Source organism: Vibrio sp. 10N.247.311.47 (genome assembly GCF_041467535.1).
Lineage (GTDB): Bacteria > Pseudomonadota > Gammaproteobacteria > Enterobacterales > Vibrionaceae > Vibrio > Vibrio crassostreae_C.
On the sequence record NZ_JBFSUR010000024.1, the window covers coordinates 19,567 to 38,450 of the forward strand.

Genomic DNA, 18,884 nt, shown 5'->3' on the forward strand with positions numbered 1-18,884 from the left:
TGAAGACCAGCAAACAAAAAGCCCAACCTCATTATAAGGTTGGGCTTTCGATGCTATCTGCATGTTACCGTGTGTACACGTATCGGCTATTCATTAATAACAGGCACTTCGTCACTGTAAAGCGGCTCGCCCTGCATGATGCTGATTTCAACGCGGCGGTTGAGGCTACGTTGCCATTCAGTATCGTTCGGCTCGACTGGCTCGGTATCCGCCATGCCGCGTACTCTCAAGCGTTGATGAGAGAAACCACGCACCTTTTCCATCTCTTGAGCAACAGACACTGCTCGCTGTGATGACAAGTCCCAATTAGATCGATAAAGCTCGGAATCAAGACGTTGATTATCGGTGTGCCCTGAGATTCGAACGATACCCGGAACATCTTTCACCAACTCAGCAACCTGTCTCACCAAAGGTCGGAACTTAGGCTGTAGGAAAGCAGAACCCGATGGGAATGCACCCTTCTCACGAATTCGAATCACAATCTGCTGGCCAAGGTTTTCAACTTCAATCGCGCCTTGGTCTATCTCTCGTTCCAACGCCTTCTTGATGCTTTCCATCAAGGTTTCCATCTCTTGCGATTGAGCTTCAGCTTGTTGTTGCTGTTGGTCTGACTCAGAGTTTTGATTGTCGTGAGTCGAAACCTCTGGCGACTTGCCTCCGGTCATCTTGCCTTGATCACGCATGGTACCGCCAGCACGCTCAGATTCACCTTCATGAAACTCAAGCGTTTGCTGCGTAATATCAATCGTCTGCTGCATGATCACATCAATCGGTGTCGGCTCTGGACGACCAGGTCGAAACTCTTGTGCAATGATGCTGGTGCCTTTAGGAATGTCTTTCACTTCCAAGCGGTTTTGTACACCAAACGCAAATTTCATCGAGCCAGCGATCTGTTTGAACTTCAGTACGTCCATCTCAGAGAATGAGAGCAGCAGTACGAAGAAACACATCAGCAGTGACATCAAGTCAGCAAATGTCCCCATCCATTGAGGCAACCCCGGAGGAGGACATTTACATGGATTTTCTTCATCCATCTTCAACTCCTCTTACGCAGGTTCACCATCAATCGTACGCTTACCTTCGTTTAGGTAGCTCTTCAGGTAACCATCGATTACTCGTGGGTTCTGACCATCTTGAATCGCGAGTACGCCATCCATAACCAAACGACGGTTGAGTGTCTCTTGGTCACGACGCAGCGCAAGCTTGTCGGCAATTGGGAAGAACACCATGTTCGAAAGAATCGCACCATATAGGGTGGTTAAAAGTGCCACCGCCATCGCAGGGCCGATCGCTTTTGGATCATCCATGTTAGAAAGCATGGCAACCAAGCCAACCAAGGTACCAATCATACCCATCGCGGGTGCTACATCACCAAATGCAGAGAACACCTTCGCGCCCTGCTCATGACGCTCTGTGGTTAATGCGATGTCTTTTTGCAGTGCAGCACGAACTACATCTCCATCATGGCCATCCACCAAAAGATCGATGCCCTTTTGCATGAAACTGTTGTTAATTTCCATCTCTTCCAGTGCTAAAAAACCACCTTTACGAGCCGCATCAGCCATCTCTACAACTTTCGCAATAAGATCTTCAGGCTCATCCGCTTTAAACATAAAAGCTTTGCCGGCAATCTTAGTCGCGCCAAAGAACTGTCCCATGGTGAACTTCATCAGAACAACAAACGTTGAACCACCAACCACGATCAATATGGATGTCGTGTCATAGAACATCCCGAGGCTTCCACCTAGGATCATTGCCATGATTACAAAGGCAAATCCACCAATCAAACCTATTAGGGTTGCTAAATCCACTGAGCACTCCTCATGCTTTTTTGTAGCTCTATGTCGACGATAATCTTTTTATCGGCAAGACTATAAGATCTTTTAGTAAATTCTTGGCCTAAGTATCACACTTTTGCTTTTTGTATCACAACTATTACCCGCTTCCCCGTTCTCGAGCAGTCATAAACTCGATAAAGGTGAGGTTATTAGATGAAAGTGGCTTCAAGCCTCTTAAAAACGAACTTTCTAGCAAAATTTATTGGTTACATTTGACCATCTCAACGCCCTAAGGTAACGTTCGTTCATCTTTCCAAACGCAGATTTATTATGGCTACTAAGAAACCTGAAAATATGAGCTTTGAAGCGGCAATCGAAGAGCTCGACGGCTTGGTTGATCAACTAGAAAACGGTGATCTAGCTTTAGATGATGCGCTGAAAAAATTTGAACGAGGTATCTCCCTCGCTCGTGCCGGTCAAAGCAAACTAAACGATGCTGAACAGCGTGTTAGCATCCTACTGCAAAATGATGAAAACGCAGAACTTAGTGACTTTAACCCACAACCAGAATAACGAATTGTATGAGATCCCCTATGATCGAGACTTTATTGTCTTATCAGGCACGTAATAACGAGCAACTGAACCTTTGGCTTGATCGCCTGCCACACCAAAATCAGAACCTGATCAACGCAATGCGTTATGGGTTACTTTTAGGCGGCAAGCGCGCGCGTCCATTTCTTGTCTATATTACAGGGGAGATGCTCGGTTGCACCGCTGAAGAACTCGACACTCCAGCTTCTGCAGTCGAATGTATTCATGCCTACTCTCTGATTCACGACGACCTGCCAGCAATGGACGACGACGAACTGCGTCGTGGCCATCAGACCTGTCACATCAAATTCGATGAAGCGACCGCCATTTTAACGGGCGATGCCCTACAAACTCTGGCATTTACTATACTTGCGGAAGGTACATTAAGTGCTGACGGTGAAAGCAATCGCGTTCGAATGATTCAACGCCTAGCCGAAGCCTCTGGTGCACAAGGTATGTGCATTGGACAAGCACTTGATATTGAAGCTGAAAACCGCTCTGTCACGCTAGAAGAGTTAGAAGAAGTTCACCGCAATAAAACGGGCGCGCTAATGAAATGTGCGATTCGTTTAGGTGCTCTGGCTGCTGGCGAAAAAGCGTTTGAAGTGATGCCTCAATTAGACAAGTACGCCGACGCCATTGGATTAGCATTCCAGGTTCAAGATGATATTTTAGATATCACTGGCGATACTGAAACTTTGGGTAAGCCACAGGGTTCTGACCAAGAATTGAACAAAAGCACCTACCCTTCTTTGCTAGGTTTAGAGGGCGCTCAAGAAAAAGCGCAAACTCTGCTACAGGAAGCGCTTCAAGCTTTGGCTGCAATCCCATACAATACCCAGTTACTCGAAGAGTTCGCCCGATACGTCATCGAGCGCAAGAACTAAGACAATAAGCGCGCATTACCTATGACTCTTGATATATCAAAGTACCCAACTCTTGCTTTGGCTGATAAGCCAGAGGATTTGCGTCTACTTCCAAAAGAGACGCTGACACAGCTTTGTGATGAATTACGTACCTATCTTCTTAACTCAGTGAGCCAGTCAAGTGGTCACTTAGCGTCAGGCTTAGGTACAGTAGAGCTGACAGTTGCTCTGCACTATGTGTACAACACGCCTTTTGACCAGTTGGTTTGGGATGTTGGTCACCAAGCATACCCGCACAAAATTCTTACAGGTCGTCGCGACCGCTTGTCGACTATCCGTCAAAAAGATGGACTGCACCCATTCCCATGGCGTCAAGAGAGCGAATACGACACCCTTTCTGTTGGTCACTCTTCAACATCGATCAGTGCTGCACTTGGTATGGCTATCAGTTCGAAGAAAGAAGGCAAGAACCGTAAAGTCGTGAGTGTGATTGGTGATGGCGCGATTACCGCAGGTATGGCCTTCGAAGCCATGAACCACGCGGGCGATATTCACAATGACATGCTGGTTATCCTTAACGATAACGAGATGTCGATCTCTGAAAACGTCGGTGCTCTAAACAACCACCTCGCTCAAGTTCTTTCTGGCAGTCTTTACACGTCAATTCGTGAGGGTGGCAAGAAAGTGCTATCAGGCGTTCCGCCGATTAAAGAGCTGGTTCGTCGTACAGAAGAACATCTAAAAGGCATGGTTGTCCCTGGCACCATGTTCGAAGAGTTAGGCTTTAACTACATTGGCCCAATTGATGGTCACGATGTCAATGAGCTGATTAAAACGCTTAAGAACATGAGAGACCTTAAAGGCCCTCAGTTCCTGCATATCATGACTAAGAAAGGCAAAGGCTACGAGCCAGCTGAGAAAGATCCAATCGGTTACCACGGCGTACCGAAATTCGATCCAGCACACTCAAGTCTGCCTAAGAGCACCAGCTCTAAACCAACTTTCTCTAAGATTTTTGGTGACTTCCTGTGTGATATGGCGGCGCAAGATCCTAAGCTAATGGCGATCACGCCTGCAATGCGTGAAGGTTCTGGCATGGTGCGTTTCTCGAAAGAGTACCCAGAACAATACTTCGACGTAGCAATTGCTGAGCAGCATGCTGTGACCCTAGCAACGGGTATGGCGATTGCGGGTGATAAGCCGATTGTCGCTATCTACTCGACGTTCCTACAACGTGGCTACGATCAACTGATCCACGATGTGGCTATCATGGACTTACCGGTCATGTTCGCTATTGACCGTGCAGGTCTTGTCGGTGCTGATGGTCAAACACACCAAGGTGCGTTCGACTTAAGCTTTATGCGTTGTATTCCAAACATGGTGATCATGGCGCCAAGCGACGAAAACGAATGTCGCCAAATGCTTTACACTGGCCACCAGCATACAGGTCCAAGTGCCGTTCGTTACCCTCGCGGTAATGGTATGGGTACTGAGATACAAAATAAATTTACCGCGCTTGAGATTGGTAAAGGTCGTATCGTTCGCGAAAGCGAAAAAACAAAAGATGGCTCGAAAGTCGCTATCTTAAGCTTTGGTACTTTCCTTGAGAGTGCACTTCAAGCCGCTGACGTCATCGATGCGACAGTTGCAGATATGCGCTTTGTGAAACCACTCGATGAAGCTCTGATCAAACAACTTGCTGCTGACCACGATGTACTGGTAACTATCGAAGAGAATGCGATTGTAGGTGGTGCGGGCGCAGGTGTGATTGAGTTCTTGATGCAAGAGAAACTGCTGATGCCAGTATTGAACCTTGGCCTACCAGACAAGTTCATTGCTCAAGGTACGCAAGGCGAACTGCATGAAGAGCTTGGTTTGGACGCGAAAGGCATTGAGAAGTCTATCACTGACTATCTTGCCAAGTAGCTTTAATACGTAAGCTCGTAAGCTCCGCAAACAAAAAAGGTTGGCCCTAGGGTCAACCTTTTTAGTATCTGCTAATTAGTTTGGTGTATCGCCAACTAAACCTTAGCCCTTCAGTTAACTCACACTAACCAACCTGCGAAATGTGCCACGGCATACAACGAAATAGCCGCCATAATACCCGCTACAATATCGTCAATCATGATACCCAAGCCGCCGTGAATTCGCGCATCTAGCCAACCAATCGGCCAAGGTTTTACCATGTCAAAGAAGCGGAAAAGCACAAAACCAGTCAGAAGCCATTTCCAGTCATCGGCAGGGATATTCAGCATAGGCACTAAGCTCATGGTGATCCAAAAGCCCGCAAACTCATCCCAAACGATAGAACCGTGGTCATGCACGCCCATATCATCAGACGTTACTTGGCAGATCTTAATACCAATAATGCAGCTTACCACCACCACGGCAACGTAAGCAGGAAACGGTAGCTGAACCAACAATAGGTACAACGGAATTGACGCAAGCGTGCCCATTGTGCCGGGAATAATAGGCGATAAGCCACTGCCAAAACCCGTTGCTAAGAAATGCCAAGGATTTTTAAGAGAAATAAGAGAAAGTGGGTTTGTCATCAATTAACCTTAAAGTGATCGTAACCAGTTAAGTTCCAGCTTAGTGGTTCACCATTATTGTGTAATTCAAAATATTCTACAGGTCTTATCTGGCCAATGCAGGTGACTTTTGTACCAGTGTGTGACAAAGCACTTTCCAGCGACCCTTTATTCTCTTCTGGTACAGTAAAGCACAGTTCGTACTCTTCACCACTCGTTAGCGCATACTGCTGAGCTGAAGTGATATCAGGAGCGAACTGACGTAACTCTGGAGAGATAGGCAGCGTGCTTACATCAATACTCGCGCCAACTTGAGAACGCTTAAGGATATGTTTTAAATCAGCAATAACGCCATCAGAGATATCAATCGCAGATGAAGCAAGGTTCACTAGAGCCTGACCCGCTAACACTCGTGGGGCGCTCACATAATGTCTCTCTTCAAGCTCAGCAGCATAGGGCTTCGCTCTGTTCTGCTCAGGGTTAAGTAACACTTCTAAGCCAGCTTTGCTGTCACCTAGATTACCTGTTACGTAAATCCAGTCGCCCACTTTCGCGCCATCTCTGCGCAGCGCTCGTCCTTCAGGAACAAAGCCCTGTACCGTCAGTGTCAGGCTTAGTGGACCTTTGGTTGTGTCGCCACCAATTAACTGAATACCAAAGTAGTCTGCGAGTTTAAAAAAGGAGTCACAGAAGGGAGCAAGCCATGCTTCATCGATTTCAGGCATGGTTAAAGCAAAAGACACCCAAGCAGGCGTCGCGCCCATTGCAGCAAGGTCACTGATATTGGAAGCCAACGCTTTGTGTGCCACCCAAGCCGGATTCGCCTCAGCTAAGAAATGGGTACCAGCCACTAAGGTGTCCGTGCTGATCGCTATCTCAACATTGCCCGGCGCTTTGACCAAAGCACAATCATCGCCAGCAGCTAGAAGAACGTCTTTACGTTGTGGTTGTCGATTTACAAAATATTTTTCAATCAGGTTAAATTCGCCAGACATCACATGCCCTATCTTTAGTCTCATAAAAATCGCCGTAATCATGGATATTACAGAAATTTAGTTACAAAAAAGGCCAGCATAAAAGCTGACCTTTAGATTCAATATACGAACGTCTTATTTCTTACGAACGTGCGGTGCAGCTTTATCAAGCACACCGTTAACAAACTTATGGCTGTCTTCTGCTGCAAATACTTTTGCAAGCTCGATAGCTTCGTTGATAACCACTTTGTATGGTACATCTTCGCGACGAGTCATCTCGTACATAGCTAAACGTAGAAGCGCTAGTTCCATCAGATCCAGATCTTGCATAGGGCGAGATACGAATGGACGAAGCTTGCTATCAAGTTCCATGTGGCTAAGAGCAACACCAGTTAGTAGGTCGCGGAAGTATGCAACGTCTGTTTCTGGCATAGCAAGAGCAGGCTCTGCAGCATGATGCTCTTCTTCATCATACTTACCACCAGATAAGAACTGTTCTTCAACGGTAGCAATATTTTCTTTAGTAATTTGCCAAGAATAAATTGCTTGTAGAGCAAATTGACGTGCGTTACGACGTGCGGCTGGTTTCACACTGGCCCCCATTAGGAATCGATTTCAGAAAGAACGTTGATCATCTCAAGTGCGCTAAGTGCTGCTTCTGCACCCTTATTACCAGCCTTGGTTCCTGCGCGTTCAATAGCTTGATCGATCGTATCAACAGTAAGAACACCAAACGCTACTGGAAGAGAATATTCCAGAGACACTTGTGCCAAACCTTTATTACATTCACTACAAACATAGTCAAAGTGAGGTGTACCGCCACGAATTACTGTACCAAGAGATACAATCGCATCGAACTTACCTGTTTTTGCAACGCGCTGCGCTACAAGTGGAAGTTCTACTGCACCAGGGCAACGAACAACAGTGATGTTGTCTTCGCTTACTTGTCCATGACGCTTTAAAGTATCGATTGCACCAGAAAGTAAACTTTCGTTAATAAAACTGTTGAAACGAGCAATAACGATAGCAATTTTTGCATTTGGCGCTGGGAAGCCACCCTCGATCACTTTCATAAGCCTTCCTTTAACTATTTTCATCAAGTGAGAATCGCCGGATTCTAGCACAAAACTGTGAGCAATATCTAATGGTAATTTAGAAGAACAGACACCGGCAATGTAAAGATGATAATGCAGCGCTGATCCCAAGCATATAGGAACAGCGAGTAACCAAGTTTGTGTATTGAACACGTATTGAGTCGAACTTGGCTACTTTGCTCTTTTGGCAAGATTTATCACCAAAAGAGCCACTGAAATCATCGGTAAATTATGTCGCTACAAACGGAGAAACGTCTGCTCGCTGACGCATGATTTATTCGCAAACGTACTCAACAACGTTAAGACCAAAACCACCCAATGCGTGGTAACGCTTAGAGCTTGAAGAAAGCAGACGCATATCGTGCACGCCTAGGTCTTGAAGAATCTGAGAACCGACACCAACACGACGCGAGGTACCCTGCTTCTTCGCCATAGTTGGCTGCTCGTTCTTGTCTTGCGCTTCGAATGTCTTCACTTTGTGAATCAAAGAATCAGACGACTCTTCGTTGCCAAGAATAACCAACACACCGCCTTCGTCGCCAATGCGCTTCATCGCTTTATCTAGCGACCAGCTACGCTCCGTACCACGGTCTGAATGAAGCAGATCGGTGAACGTGTCATGCAGATGAACACGTACCAAAGGAGCACCTTCAGATAGGTCACCTTTTTGCATCGCGTAGTGGATCTGGTTATCAATTGTATCGCGGTAAGTCACAAGCTCGAAATCACCAAACTCAGTTGGCAAATGACATTGGGCAACGCGCTCAATCGTTGTTTCTGTGTTGTTGCGGTATTCGATCAAGTCAGCAATTGTGCCTAGTTTGATGTCATGCTTTTCTGCGAACACTTCAAGATCTGGACGACGAGCCATGGTGCCGTCGTCGTTTAGGATCTCAACGATAACCGATGCTGGCTCACAGCCTGCTAGACGAGCTAAATCACAACCTGCTTCCGTGTGACCTGCGCGTGTTAGAACACCGCCATCTTGCGCTGTCAGTGGGAAAATATGACCAGGTTGAACAAGGTCAGCCGCTTTCGCATCTTTCGCCACTGCAGCTTGAACCGTCACTGCACGGTCTGATGCAGAGATACCCGTTGTTACGCCCTCTGCCGCTTCAATCGAAACAGTAAAGTTAGTGGTGTACTGTGCGTTGTTATCTTGAACCATAGGCGCTAGGCCCATGCGGTTTGAACGCTCTTTAGTCAACGTTAAACAGATTAAACCACGGCCGTACATCGCCATGAAGTTAATCGCTTCTGGCGTCACATGTTCTGCTGCCATGATCAGATCGCCTTCATTTTCGCGATCTTCATCATCCATCAGGATAACCATTTTTCCTAGGCGAATGTCTTCAATAATTTCTTGAGGAGTACTAATTGGCATTGTTCTATATCCTTTGAAATGGTTCTGCTTCCTAGAACCGACACTATTTAAACCTGATGATATTGCTTCGCTTTACAAAGTCTCGCTTAACGCACTTTGTATCAACGGTTAGGCAAAACCATTCTGCTGTAAGAATTCCATCGTTAATCGAGATTCAGGCTCAGATTCTTGTTGCTGACCTTGCAGTAAACGCTCCATGTAACGTGCTAATACATCAACTTCTAGATTCACTTTACGACCGACATTGAATTGGTCGATGGTGGTTTCTGAAGAAGTATGAGGAACGATAGTCAGCTTGAATGCGTTCTTACGTAAATCGTTCACAGTCAGGCTAATGCCATCAACTGTTACTGAGCCTTTTTGAGCCACGTATTTTGAGATTTCTGCTGGCATTTCTACCCAGAATTCAATCGCACGGCCAACTTGGTTACGTTCAACAATCTCACCCACGCCATCAACGTGACCAGACACTATATGTCCACCGAAACGCGTGGTTGGTAACATTGCTTTCTCAAGGTTAACTTTATCGCCCGCTTGGTAATCGACAAAACCCGTTTTTTTCAGGGTCTCAAGCGAAAGATCTGCACTGTAGCTGTGGTCGTTATATTCAACAACTGTCAAACACACACCATTGGTAGCGATACTGTCGCCTAACTTAACGTCAGCCATATCAAGCTTACCAACATTAACCGTTACGGTGATGTCTTCTCCGCGGGGAGTGATTGCACTCAATGTACCTACGGCTTCTACAATTCCTGTAAACATTTTAAAACTCTTTTTGTTGTCAACGACACGTATGTAGTTGGAGTAACTATTTCCACTGTGGTTTCGTTACTATCTGTTTCGAAATACGGGTTTCGCAACGATGCGAATATCCACACCAACCTGTCGAACATCTTTAATTTCTAGGTCAATAACGTCAGACATTGAAGTGAGCCCTAATGCCCCCATCAAACCTCGTCCGTCACTGCCCATAAGTTTAGGTGCTAAATAAAGGATTAGCTCATCCACCAGCTGCTCTTCAATCAAGCTTTTTGCCAATGTTGCGCCCGCTTCGACCCAAATATGGTCGATATGATTGGCAGGTAATTGACGCATCAGATCGTGCAAATCGAGCTGACCTGCATCTGTGGTTGCGACTTCAATATCAGCAGATGCTTCGGCAACTCTCAACACCGATGTTGGAGTCTGGAATAACTTGAGTTCAGGACGCAGTTGGTTTTGACGATCAAGAATCACGCGAATCGGCTGACGCAGCTCGTCTTCAGCGTAATGACCTTTGATACTGCTTGGCAACTCTGCCCAACGAACATTCAACGACGCGTTGTCTTCAATCACCGTCTGGCTAGTTGACAACACAGCGCCTGATTTTGCTCGGTAGTTCTGAACATCACGACGTGCTTCTGGCGATGTGATCCACTGGCTTTGACCATTTTCCAATGCCGTTTGCCCATCAAGGCTAGCCGCCATCTTTAACTGAACGAATGGCATGCCCGTTTGCATACGCTTGATAAATGCAGGGTTCAAGTCGAGAGCGTCTTGCTCTAGCAAACCGATTTCAACCTCAATACCCGCATCGCGTAGCATTTTGATACCACGACCTGCGACTTTTGGGTTTGGGTCCTGCATGGCACAAATCACTTTGGCTACTTGAGCCTTAATCAAACCTTCAGCACAAGGCGGCGTTCGACCGTAATGAGAACAAGGCTCTAGCGTGACATAAGCCGTCGCACCTTTTGCTTTGTCGCCTGCCATTCGCATGGCATGTACTTCAGCATGAGGTTCGCCAGCTTTGGCATGAAAACCTTCACCAACGATCTGACCGTCGGTTTGTACAATGACACAACCCACATTAGGGTTTGGCGCAGTAGTGTAAATGCCGCGTTTTGCTAACTGAATAGCACGCGACATCATTTGAAAATCTAGGGGAGTAAAGTTTGACATGATTGAGGAGTTAATCCTCTAATTTAGCGATTTCTTCGCCAAACTCTCGGATGTCTTCAAAGCTGCGGTAAACAGAGGCAAAACGAATGTACGCCACTTTATCCAATTCTTTCAATTGGCCCATCACAAGATTACCAATCATCTCGCTTGGTACTTCACGCTCACCAGTTGCACGGAGTTGTGACTTAATCGTACTGATCGCAAGTTCAATCGCGTCAGCACTCACTGGGCGTTTTTCTAGGGCGCGCTGTACACCACCCACCATTTTATCTTCATTAAATGGTTCGCGGTTTCCATTCGACTTTATGACTTTAGGCATCACAAGTTCTGCCGATTCGAACGTAGTAAAACGTTCACTACATGCAAGGCATTGACGGCGACGACGAACCTGATGGCCATCGGCTACCAGTCTTGAATCGATTACTTTAGTGTCGTTCTCTGAACAAAAAGGACAATGCATATCACCTCCAAATAATTGAATATCAGTGTAACGGAATTGCCAAACGTTAGGAAAGAAAAAGGGCCAATTAAGGCCCTTTTGTGTGGTGATTCATTGATTATTGCTACTCGACCGCCATTTCAAAAATGAGCTGAGGAGTAAAATTAACGACCAGCGTTAACCGCGGACTAAATAGTTCGCTTTACCTACCCATTTGTAGCTTGTCAGCTCTTCTAAGCCCATTGGGCCGCGAGCATGCAATTTCTGAGTAGACACGGCAACTTCAGCACCTAAACCAAACTGTGCTCCATCAGTGAAACGTGTTGATGCATTCACATAAACCGCTGCAGAACCAACAGAGTTAATGAAACGCTCTGAGCTCTCTAAGCTATTGGTCATGATCGCATCTGAATGACTCGCGTTGTGTACACGCATGTGGTCAATCGCTTCTGCCACATCCGCTACCACTTTCACGCCTAGCGTGTAGCTTAGCCATTCAGTGTCAAAGTCGCCTTCAACCGCATCACGTTGGTCTTCAAAACCCGCTAGCAGCGATTTTGCACTGGTATCAGCAACTAAGGTTACCTTGCCGGCTAAACGCTGTTTCAGCTTAGTTAGGAAAGCTTCAGCAACCGCTTCATGCACTAGCAGTGTATCTAACGAGTTACACGCCGATGGACGTTGAACTTTTGAGTTTTCGACCACATCGACAGATTTCTCAAGATCAGCGCTTTCATCAACGAAGATATGGCTGATACCAAAGCCGCCGATGATTACTGGGATGGTGCTGTTCTCTTTACACATCTTGTGCAGACCAGCGCCGCCACGAGGAATGATCATATCCACGTAGTCGTCCAGTTTAAGCAGTTGAGAAACGAGTTCACGATCAGGCTTCTCGATGTACTGAACAGAAGCGGCTGGAAGCTCCGCTTTCTCTAATGCAGACTGGATAACCTTAACCAGTTCCATGTTCGAGAAAAACGTCTCTTTACCACCACGTAGAATGCTTGCGTTACCTGTCTTCAGACACAGAGCTGCAATATCGATGGTTACGTTCGGACGCGCTTCATAGATAACACCCACCACACCAAGTGGCACGCGGCGGCGAGACAGTGACATACCGTTTTCTAGTACTTTGCTGTCAATTTCGCTGCCAACTGGGTCATTCAGGCTAATCACGTTACGAACATCGTTAGCGATACCGGTTAAGCGCTCTTCGTTAAGAAGTAGACGATCGAGCAGTGCGTCAGTTAAACCCGCTTCACGACCCAGTTCGATGTCTTTCGCGTTCGCTTCTAAAATCGTTGTTGCGTTTGCTTCTAGCTCATCAGCGATAATCGCCAATGCTTTATTCTTTTGCGCCGTAGATGCGGTCGCTAGGTGGAAAGCAGCGTCTTTTGCTGCGATACCCATGTTAGTTAAATCCACGTTTAACTCTCCCTAAATTCTGTCTGTCTTTGGATGCAAAAAGGTGATTCACCTTATCATCACGAGCTACTCTTGGATTACAACTAGGTCGTCACGGTGAATGACTTCTGACCCATAATCGTATCCAAGGATGTCGCCAATATCTTTACTGTGCTTGCCTGCAATTTTTGCTAGGTCTTGGCTTGAATAACTGGCGATACCACGCGCAATTACTTTGCCTTTGCTGTCTGTGACTTGGGTAACTTCACCACGAGAGAATTCGCCTTTAACTCGAACAACCCCTTTCGCCAACAAGCTGCTGCCTTTGGTGTTGACTGCGTTTACTGCGCCGTCGTCAACCACGATGTCACCTGCTGAAGCAGGGCCCGCTAAAATCCAGCGTTTACGGTTTTCAAGCGCTTCCGCTAAAGGCAAGAAACGTGTGCCTTGTGGGTTATCACTCAGTGAATCAAACACCACATTTTCAGCACTGCCCGCAGCAATAATCACTTCGATGCCTGCGCGACGAGCAATGTCAGCCGCCTGCAGTTTTGTCGCCATGCCGCCAGTACCCAACGTAGTACCGCTGCCACCTGCGATCTTACGCAGCGTGTCATCAATGGTTTTCACTTCTTTGATGAGCTCAGCATTTGGATCTTTACGAGGGTCAGCCGTAAACAGGCCTTTTTGGTCTGTTAGTAGCAAAAGCTTATCAGCACCGCACAAAATACCCACTAAGGCCGACAAGTTATCATTGTCGCCCACTTTAATTTCGTTGGTTGCTACTGCGTCGTTTTCGTTTACTACCGGAATAATATCGTGCTCAACCAGTGCGTTGATCGTGTCACGTGCATTAAGAAAACGCTCGCGATCATCGAGATCAGCACGAGTCAGTAGCATCTGGCCAATCTTAAGGCCATAGATAGCAAACAAAGACTCCCAAACTTGAATCAACTGACTTTGCCCAACTGCCGCAAGCAACTGTTTGCTCGCCATTGAGTTGGGAAGTGCGGGGTAACCAAGGTGCTCACGTCCTGCTGCAATTGCACCAGACGAAACCATAACCACAGAGTGGCCTTGTTTTTTTAATTCAGCACATTGACGAACCAGCTCAACCATATGAGCGCGGTCTAATGCCAATGTTCCACCAGTTAAGACACTGGTACCCAGTTTAACAACGACAGTTTTACGCTGTGTTGTTGTCCCGCTTTGATGATTTGTTGTCATGAAGTCTTTTATGGATAAAACAAATAAGAGGTGATGTTTTAGCAATCAAAAGGGGAATTCACAAGCAGAAAAGGTGCGAAATCGCACCTTTTTGCTTTATATAGAAGAGTAACCTTTAAAATTAGACGAATTCGACAGACTCTTCGTCTAATTGGATACTGATTTCAAACTTACTTTGAAGTTCATCGACCAGTTTCTTGTGGAAGGCTTCTTGAGTTCGAGAGACCTCAGCGACCGCCTTTTTAGGTAACGGCAAAGAATCCCAGTTACCATCGATGTTGTACTTGCCGATATTGTACTTCGCCGAATATCCCTCTTCCGACTTATCCAATTCCAGCCACCAGCCCCAGAACTCGCGTTCTTCTGGTGATTTTTTATCGTTCACACATACAGACAAGCAATCAAAGATATAGTGGCCTTCTTCTGATTGCGGTTCCCTTAAGTAAGGCCCGATCGCCTTTAAAACATTCAACAAGCGGTAATGCGTAGGTTGTTGTGTCACTTCTGACATATTGAATCTCCATTTTCAATGTTAAGAATGACGTTACTCAGACTGTTATACGTAGAAACTACGCATTTGGATTTTATAAATAACCTCTGAGTATCAGGTACTTAGTTTGTACATTTTTCATGCTTAACTAATTTAGGAGAAATGTCATCTAAATAATTCATCCTCAAGCCACTTTATCGCCAATTCGAGGGATTGCTCATAACCTTGTGTAATTGACTTAGCTTTGATTTTCTTCGCTTTTCCGTAATCACTGTAAATAGCAACCAGTTGATTATCCATTGGCGGTGAAACCGGGTCGCCTTCCAGAGCCAATGCCAAGATAGGAACACTGGTTTTACTGTTTGACAGCAAACCTTGTACCTTGAGTGACCACGCCATCAACTGCCCAGAAAGGCTATTGATATCGACCGCCCCTTTACCAAGGCGCGAAGCCAACACATCTAGATGCATTTTAGGCATCTGCTTAAGTTTGTCTGCATGAACAAAGATATCGTGAATTGGCGCGCCTAAAGAAATACACGCTTTAATCTTATGTTGCTCGAGGAAAGATAATCTCACCATCGCATTGCCACCGAAGCGGAAACCAAACAAGCCGACTTTGTGGTGATCGACCCATGGGATGTTAGGCAATTCATTCAGCACTGCTTGGTGAAGACAAGATGAGTCTTCTGTTAACGGCCAATGTGCACTGTGCCCTATTGATGGCATGTCTACCGTTAACATAGCAATGTTCTTAGGTGCTAAATAATCCCTAAACAGGCGCCACATATCGGTTTGCAAGCTATCTAGACCCGCGCTGACAATCACAACCGGTTGTGGTTTATCTGTCTTGGTTAGATGCAAGTTCGCTTTGATCTTCTTGTTTTGGTATGGAATATCAATCTGCTTGACGATCAACTTAGTGTGCTTGATCGCTTCAGAATACGCTGCGTTGGCCAACACTTGAGCCTGAGCTGCCAAGTTGTCGTTCTTGAGGTGTGGGTAACCCGCAATACTGAAGCACAACGATGCGGAAAATAGCTCTTCAGCCATATCTTCACCATTCTTCTCATTAGAACGATTTTGATGCTGCATACCCAGCTTGGTCCATTCGTATGCCCAGTTACCACTTCGGTAACCCATGACCGTATCAAGCCACTCATCGGTTGTACGAGAGTTATCTGATGACGCGATGCGAGCCAATACCGCTTCCTGCTCTATTGGATTAACGCCTTGCCATACCCACTGAAGACGTCTTAGGTTTCGATACCATGATGAGTTTTGCTGTTCACGTTTCTCATCCAATAGCGCTTCAGAGCTTGGCATGTATTGTGTCAACATTGAGGTCTCTTTCGCTTGCTTGTGCTTTACAAACAAAGTTTCCGAAAGGTTCGAGCTCGTTTCTTCTGGTTCAGACATTGGGATACTTAATAAGAAATGGTTGTCACTAATAATATAAAAAAAAATGACCCTATAAAGGGTCATATCTCAAAAAACTAAGTTTACGCTTATTTTGACTTGCGATTTACTGGCTCTACGTAGCTTAGGCTAGTATCCCAAGGTTGCTCAATCCATGTGTCTTGAGCGATATCAACAATGTACTCGTCTAGCAAATCAGCGCCAGATGGTTTTGCACATACAGCGATCAGTTTCGCTTTAGGGTACATTTCGCGAAGCTTACGTGCAGTGTCACCACTATCAACCAAGTCTTCAACGATTAGGAAGCCTTCGCCGTCACCTTCAGGTGCTTTAACTACTGTCATATCACGTTGGTGATCGTGGTCGTAGCTAGAAATACAAATCGTATCTACGTGACGAATACCTAGCTCACGAGCCAAGATTGCACCAGGAACCAAACCACCACGGCTTACTGCCCAGATGCCTTTCCACTGCTCTGCTGGCATTTGCTTTTCAGCAAGTTGACGGCAGTAGGTCTGCATGTTGTCCCAAGTGATAACGAATTTGTTGCTCATAGTATAAAACCTAATAATTTTGTCATGTTATTAGAGGCTATTTCAAACATAGCCTCTTCAGCGATTAAGCAGAAATCTAGACGATTAAGCGAAAATGTATTTAAGAATAAAGATAGCCGACATTACCCACACAGCAGGTGAAACGTCGCGACCTTTACCACTTAGCAGCTTAATTGCAGCGTAAGCGATGAAACCTAGTGAGATACCCTCAGCGATAGAGTACGTCAGCGGCATAAGCAGACATGTTACCACGACTGGTGCTGCTTCCGTAAGATCACGCCAATCAATGCCAACTAGGCCAGACATCATCAGAATTGCTACATAGAAAAGTGCACCTGATGTTGCGTAAGCCGGAATCATACCTGCAAGTGGCGAGAAGAAAAGAGCCAGTAGGAATAAGATACCAACAACAACAGCCGTTAGACCGGTACGGCCGCCTTCAGCAACACCCGCAACACTCTCAACATAAGAAGTAGTATTTGATGTACCTAGCAGTGCACCAATAGATGTTGCTGTAGAGTCAGCAAGCAGTGCTTTGTTCAAGCGAGGTAGTTTGCCGTCTTCTTTGATTAGGTTTGCTTTCGTTGCAACACCAACCAGAGTACCCGCTGTATCGAACAAATCGACGAACAAGAACGCGAATACCACTGAAATCATACCGATTTCAAATACAGCAGAGAAATCAAGCTGCATGAATGTAGGAGCAAGGCTTGGTGGTGTAGACATGATGCCGCCGTATTGAACGTCACCAATAACAATGCCAAGAGCTGTGATAGCTAGAATCGCAATCATTACTGCCCCTTTCACGCCACGGTGAACAAGAGCAATCGTTAGGAAGAAACCAATTGAGCCTAGGATAGGAGCAATCGCGGTAATGTCGCCCAGTGAAACTTTAGTTGCTGGGTTAGAAACAACGATGCCTGCATTGCTAAGCGCAATAAACGCTAGGAAAAGACCGATACCTGCAGAGATACCAACACGCAGAGACATAGGGATCGAGTTGATAATCCATTCACGGATCTTAAAGATGCTTAAGAAGATGAAGATTACGCCTGATACGAAAACCGCTGCCAGAGCAACTTGCCACGTATAACCCATACCCATTACAACAGCGTAGGTAAAGAATGCGTTCAAACCCATGCCTGGAGCTTGAGCAATTGGGTAGTTAGCAACAAAGCCCATGATGAAACAGCCAATAGCAGCCGCTAAACAGGTTGCTACAAATACAGCGCCATGGTCCATACCAGCATCAGCTAGAATCATTGGGTTTACAAAAATGATGTAAGCCATTGTTAGGAAGGTTGTTAGACCTGCGATGATTTCAGTGCGCACATTGGTGCCATTTTCACTGAGTTTGAATAGCTTTTCGAACATTATCGAATCCTATAAGGGTAAAAAGTAAACGGTTGCGTAATCGATTGGCTGTGGATTATAAAGTTATCAAATAACAAATTCCAGATAGAATTAAGGCTCTAATTGATATTTATCAGAATGCCGTATGAAACAAAGCGATTAAAAATGAAGATATCATCGATAAATAACCATTAAAAACAAACAATTAACAACAATAGACTCACTAAAACTAGTTGGTTGTTTTTTCTACCATCGGTTATTTTCATTGATAATCTAGCCAGTAAATTCTGAATTCAAACTCACAATAGTTATGTATTTTTCAACAGGATCAGTAATAAGGCGCAAATTGATATTTCGGCGTTTAAAAAACAACCACGCAGAACAGCAAGGAAAGTGACAAGCGAAAGCGGTTTGGAAAAGTAGCAGGCAAAAAAAACGCCACTCAAAACTGAGTGGCGGTAGAATCTGTCAACCAAAAGGGCTGTAAAAGAATTCCAATATATAGGGGTGAACAAAACTGTTCGAGTTACATGCTTACGGTATTAGTAACCAAAGCTTGTAGGGTATGCAAAGTTGCTAGTGTAAACAGAGCTGTTAATCCAGAACATTGCAGATGGTAAACCTTTCATAACTATCACCTTAATAAATCAATAAAAAACGAATTTGATTTCTCGGTTCCTTGGAGGCGATAAAACGGACTCATCCTTTGAGCATTTACTCTTCATCTCAGAAGTTGGTTATTAATATACCCTAAAGAAAAAAGATTACAAGTATTTTTTGCTATACGTCACATTTTTGGCCATTTACGGTTATTTTACAAACTTATTTTTGTA

At 45.4% G+C, this 18,884-nt stretch carries 19 protein-coding genes; 3 read left to right on the forward strand and 16 right to left on the reverse strand.

Features of this window, described 5'->3' with window-relative positions:
- Window positions 1–86: 86 nt before the first annotated feature.
- Both AB6E51_RS15905 and pomA read right to left on the reverse strand, forming a co-directional pair.
- Window positions 87–1,034 (reverse strand): flagellar motor protein MotB, encoded by a 948-nt coding sequence (locus AB6E51_RS15905; RefSeq protein WP_017060777.1) that lies wholly within the window; start codon window positions 1,032–1,034, stop codon window positions 87–89.
- 12 nt (window positions 1,035–1,046) lie between these two features.
- The gene (gene pomA / locus AB6E51_RS15910; RefSeq protein WP_017060778.1) at window positions 1,047–1,811 is read right to left on the reverse strand and encodes a flagellar motor protein PomA; all 765 of its coding nucleotides are present in this window, start codon (window positions 1,809–1,811) and stop codon (window positions 1,047–1,049) included.
- Window positions 1,812–2,108: 297 nt separating this feature from the next.
- On the opposite strand from pomA, the gene xseB reads away from it, so the two are divergent.
- Genes xseB through dxs form a run of 3 tightly spaced genes read left to right on the forward strand, consistent with a single transcriptional unit; the run spans window position 2,109 to window position 5,161 of the window.
- Window positions 2,109–2,351 carry an exodeoxyribonuclease VII small subunit gene (gene xseB, locus AB6E51_RS15915; protein WP_004734405.1) on the forward strand — a complete coding sequence of 81 codons (243 nt, stop codon included), beginning with the start codon at window positions 2,109–2,111 and terminating at the stop codon, window positions 2,349–2,351.
- Window positions 2,352–2,371: 20 nt separating this feature from the next.
- The gene (gene ispA, locus AB6E51_RS15920) at window positions 2,372–3,256 is read left to right on the forward strand and encodes a (2E,6E)-farnesyl diphosphate synthase (RefSeq protein WP_102393211.1); all 885 of its coding nucleotides are present in this window, start codon (window positions 2,372–2,374) and stop codon (window positions 3,254–3,256) included.
- Between the two features lie 21 nt (window positions 3,257–3,277).
- The gene (gene dxs / locus AB6E51_RS15925; RefSeq protein WP_102331960.1) at window positions 3,278–5,161 is read left to right on the forward strand and encodes a 1-deoxy-D-xylulose-5-phosphate synthase; all 1,884 of its coding nucleotides are present in this window, start codon (window positions 3,278–3,280) and stop codon (window positions 5,159–5,161) included.
- A 119-nt stretch (window positions 5,162–5,280) separates the two neighbouring features.
- Here the strand turns inward: dxs and pgpA are convergent, their stop codons facing one another.
- The 14 genes from pgpA to AB6E51_RS15995 form a co-directional block, all read right to left on the reverse strand.
- Window positions 5,281–5,787 (reverse strand): phosphatidylglycerophosphatase A, encoded by a 507-nt coding sequence (gene pgpA, locus AB6E51_RS15930; RefSeq protein ID WP_017060782.1) that lies wholly within the window; start codon window positions 5,785–5,787, stop codon window positions 5,281–5,283.
- Window positions 5,787–6,761, reverse strand: coding sequence for a thiamine-phosphate kinase (gene thiL, locus AB6E51_RS15935; RefSeq protein ID WP_017066823.1), 975 nt, complete (start codon window positions 6,759–6,761; stop codon window positions 5,787–5,789). Before thiL ends, pgpA begins: the two co-directional genes overlap by 1 nt.
- A 114-nt stretch (window positions 6,762–6,875) precedes the next feature.
- Window positions 6,876–7,343: a transcription antitermination factor NusB gene (nusB, locus tag AB6E51_RS15940; protein WP_004734399.1), complete on the reverse strand. Its 468-nt coding sequence runs from the start codon at window positions 7,341–7,343 to the stop codon at window positions 6,876–6,878.
- Window positions 7,343–7,813, reverse strand: a complete 471-nt coding sequence (ribE, locus tag AB6E51_RS15945; RefSeq protein ID WP_004741508.1) for a 6,7-dimethyl-8-ribityllumazine synthase — start codon at window positions 7,811–7,813, stop codon at window positions 7,343–7,345. Before ribE ends, nusB begins: the two co-directional genes overlap by 1 nt.
- 295 nt (window positions 7,814–8,108) lie before the next feature.
- Window positions 8,109–9,218 carry a bifunctional 3,4-dihydroxy-2-butanone-4-phosphate synthase/GTP cyclohydrolase II gene (gene ribBA / locus AB6E51_RS15950; RefSeq protein WP_102398343.1) on the reverse strand — a complete coding sequence of 370 codons (1,110 nt, stop codon included), beginning with the start codon at window positions 9,216–9,218 and terminating at the stop codon, window positions 8,109–8,111.
- Window positions 9,219–9,326: 108 nt separating this feature from the next.
- The gene (locus tag AB6E51_RS15955) at window positions 9,327–9,983 is read right to left on the reverse strand and encodes a riboflavin synthase (RefSeq protein WP_010436361.1); all 657 of its coding nucleotides are present in this window, start codon (window positions 9,981–9,983) and stop codon (window positions 9,327–9,329) included.
- Between the two features lie 69 nt (window positions 9,984–10,052).
- Window positions 10,053–11,132: a bifunctional diaminohydroxyphosphoribosylaminopyrimidine deaminase/5-amino-6-(5-phosphoribosylamino)uracil reductase RibD gene (gene ribD / locus AB6E51_RS15960; protein ID WP_017060785.1), complete on the reverse strand. Its 1,080-nt coding sequence runs from the start codon at window positions 11,130–11,132 to the stop codon at window positions 10,053–10,055.
- Between the two features lie 40 nt (window positions 11,133–11,172).
- Entirely contained in the window at window positions 11,173–11,622 is a 450-nt protein-coding gene (gene nrdR, locus AB6E51_RS15965; protein WP_004734394.1) for a transcriptional regulator NrdR, read from the reverse strand.
- A gap of 156 nt (window positions 11,623–11,778) precedes the next feature.
- Entirely contained in the window at window positions 11,779–13,029 is a 1,251-nt protein-coding gene (locus AB6E51_RS15970) for a glutamate-5-semialdehyde dehydrogenase (RefSeq protein WP_017060786.1), read from the reverse strand.
- A gap of 66 nt (window positions 13,030–13,095) precedes the next feature.
- On the reverse strand, window positions 13,096–14,280 hold the full coding sequence (gene proB / locus AB6E51_RS15975) for a glutamate 5-kinase (RefSeq protein WP_012604650.1): 1,185 nt from the start codon (window positions 14,278–14,280) through the stop codon (window positions 13,096–13,098).
- Between the two features lie 76 nt (window positions 14,281–14,356).
- Complete coding sequence (crl, locus tag AB6E51_RS15980) at window positions 14,357–14,746, reverse strand: sigma factor-binding protein Crl (RefSeq protein WP_017060787.1); 390 nt, start codon at window positions 14,744–14,746, stop codon at window positions 14,357–14,359.
- 144 nt (window positions 14,747–14,890) lie between these two features.
- Window positions 14,891–16,144, reverse strand: a complete 1,254-nt coding sequence (gene frsA / locus AB6E51_RS15985) for an esterase FrsA (protein ID WP_372057904.1) — start codon at window positions 16,142–16,144, stop codon at window positions 14,891–14,893.
- Between the two features lie 89 nt (window positions 16,145–16,233).
- A complete protein-coding gene (gene tet(34) / locus AB6E51_RS15990; RefSeq protein ID WP_009847475.1) occupies window positions 16,234–16,698 on the reverse strand; it encodes an oxytetracycline resistance phosphoribosyltransferase domain-containing protein Tet(34) in 465 nt (154 codons plus the stop codon).
- A gap of 84 nt (window positions 16,699–16,782) precedes the next feature.
- Entirely contained in the window at window positions 16,783–18,072 is a 1,290-nt protein-coding gene (locus tag AB6E51_RS15995; RefSeq protein ID WP_017066820.1) for an NCS2 family permease, read from the reverse strand.
- Between the last annotated feature and the right edge of the window lie 812 nt (window positions 18,073–18,884).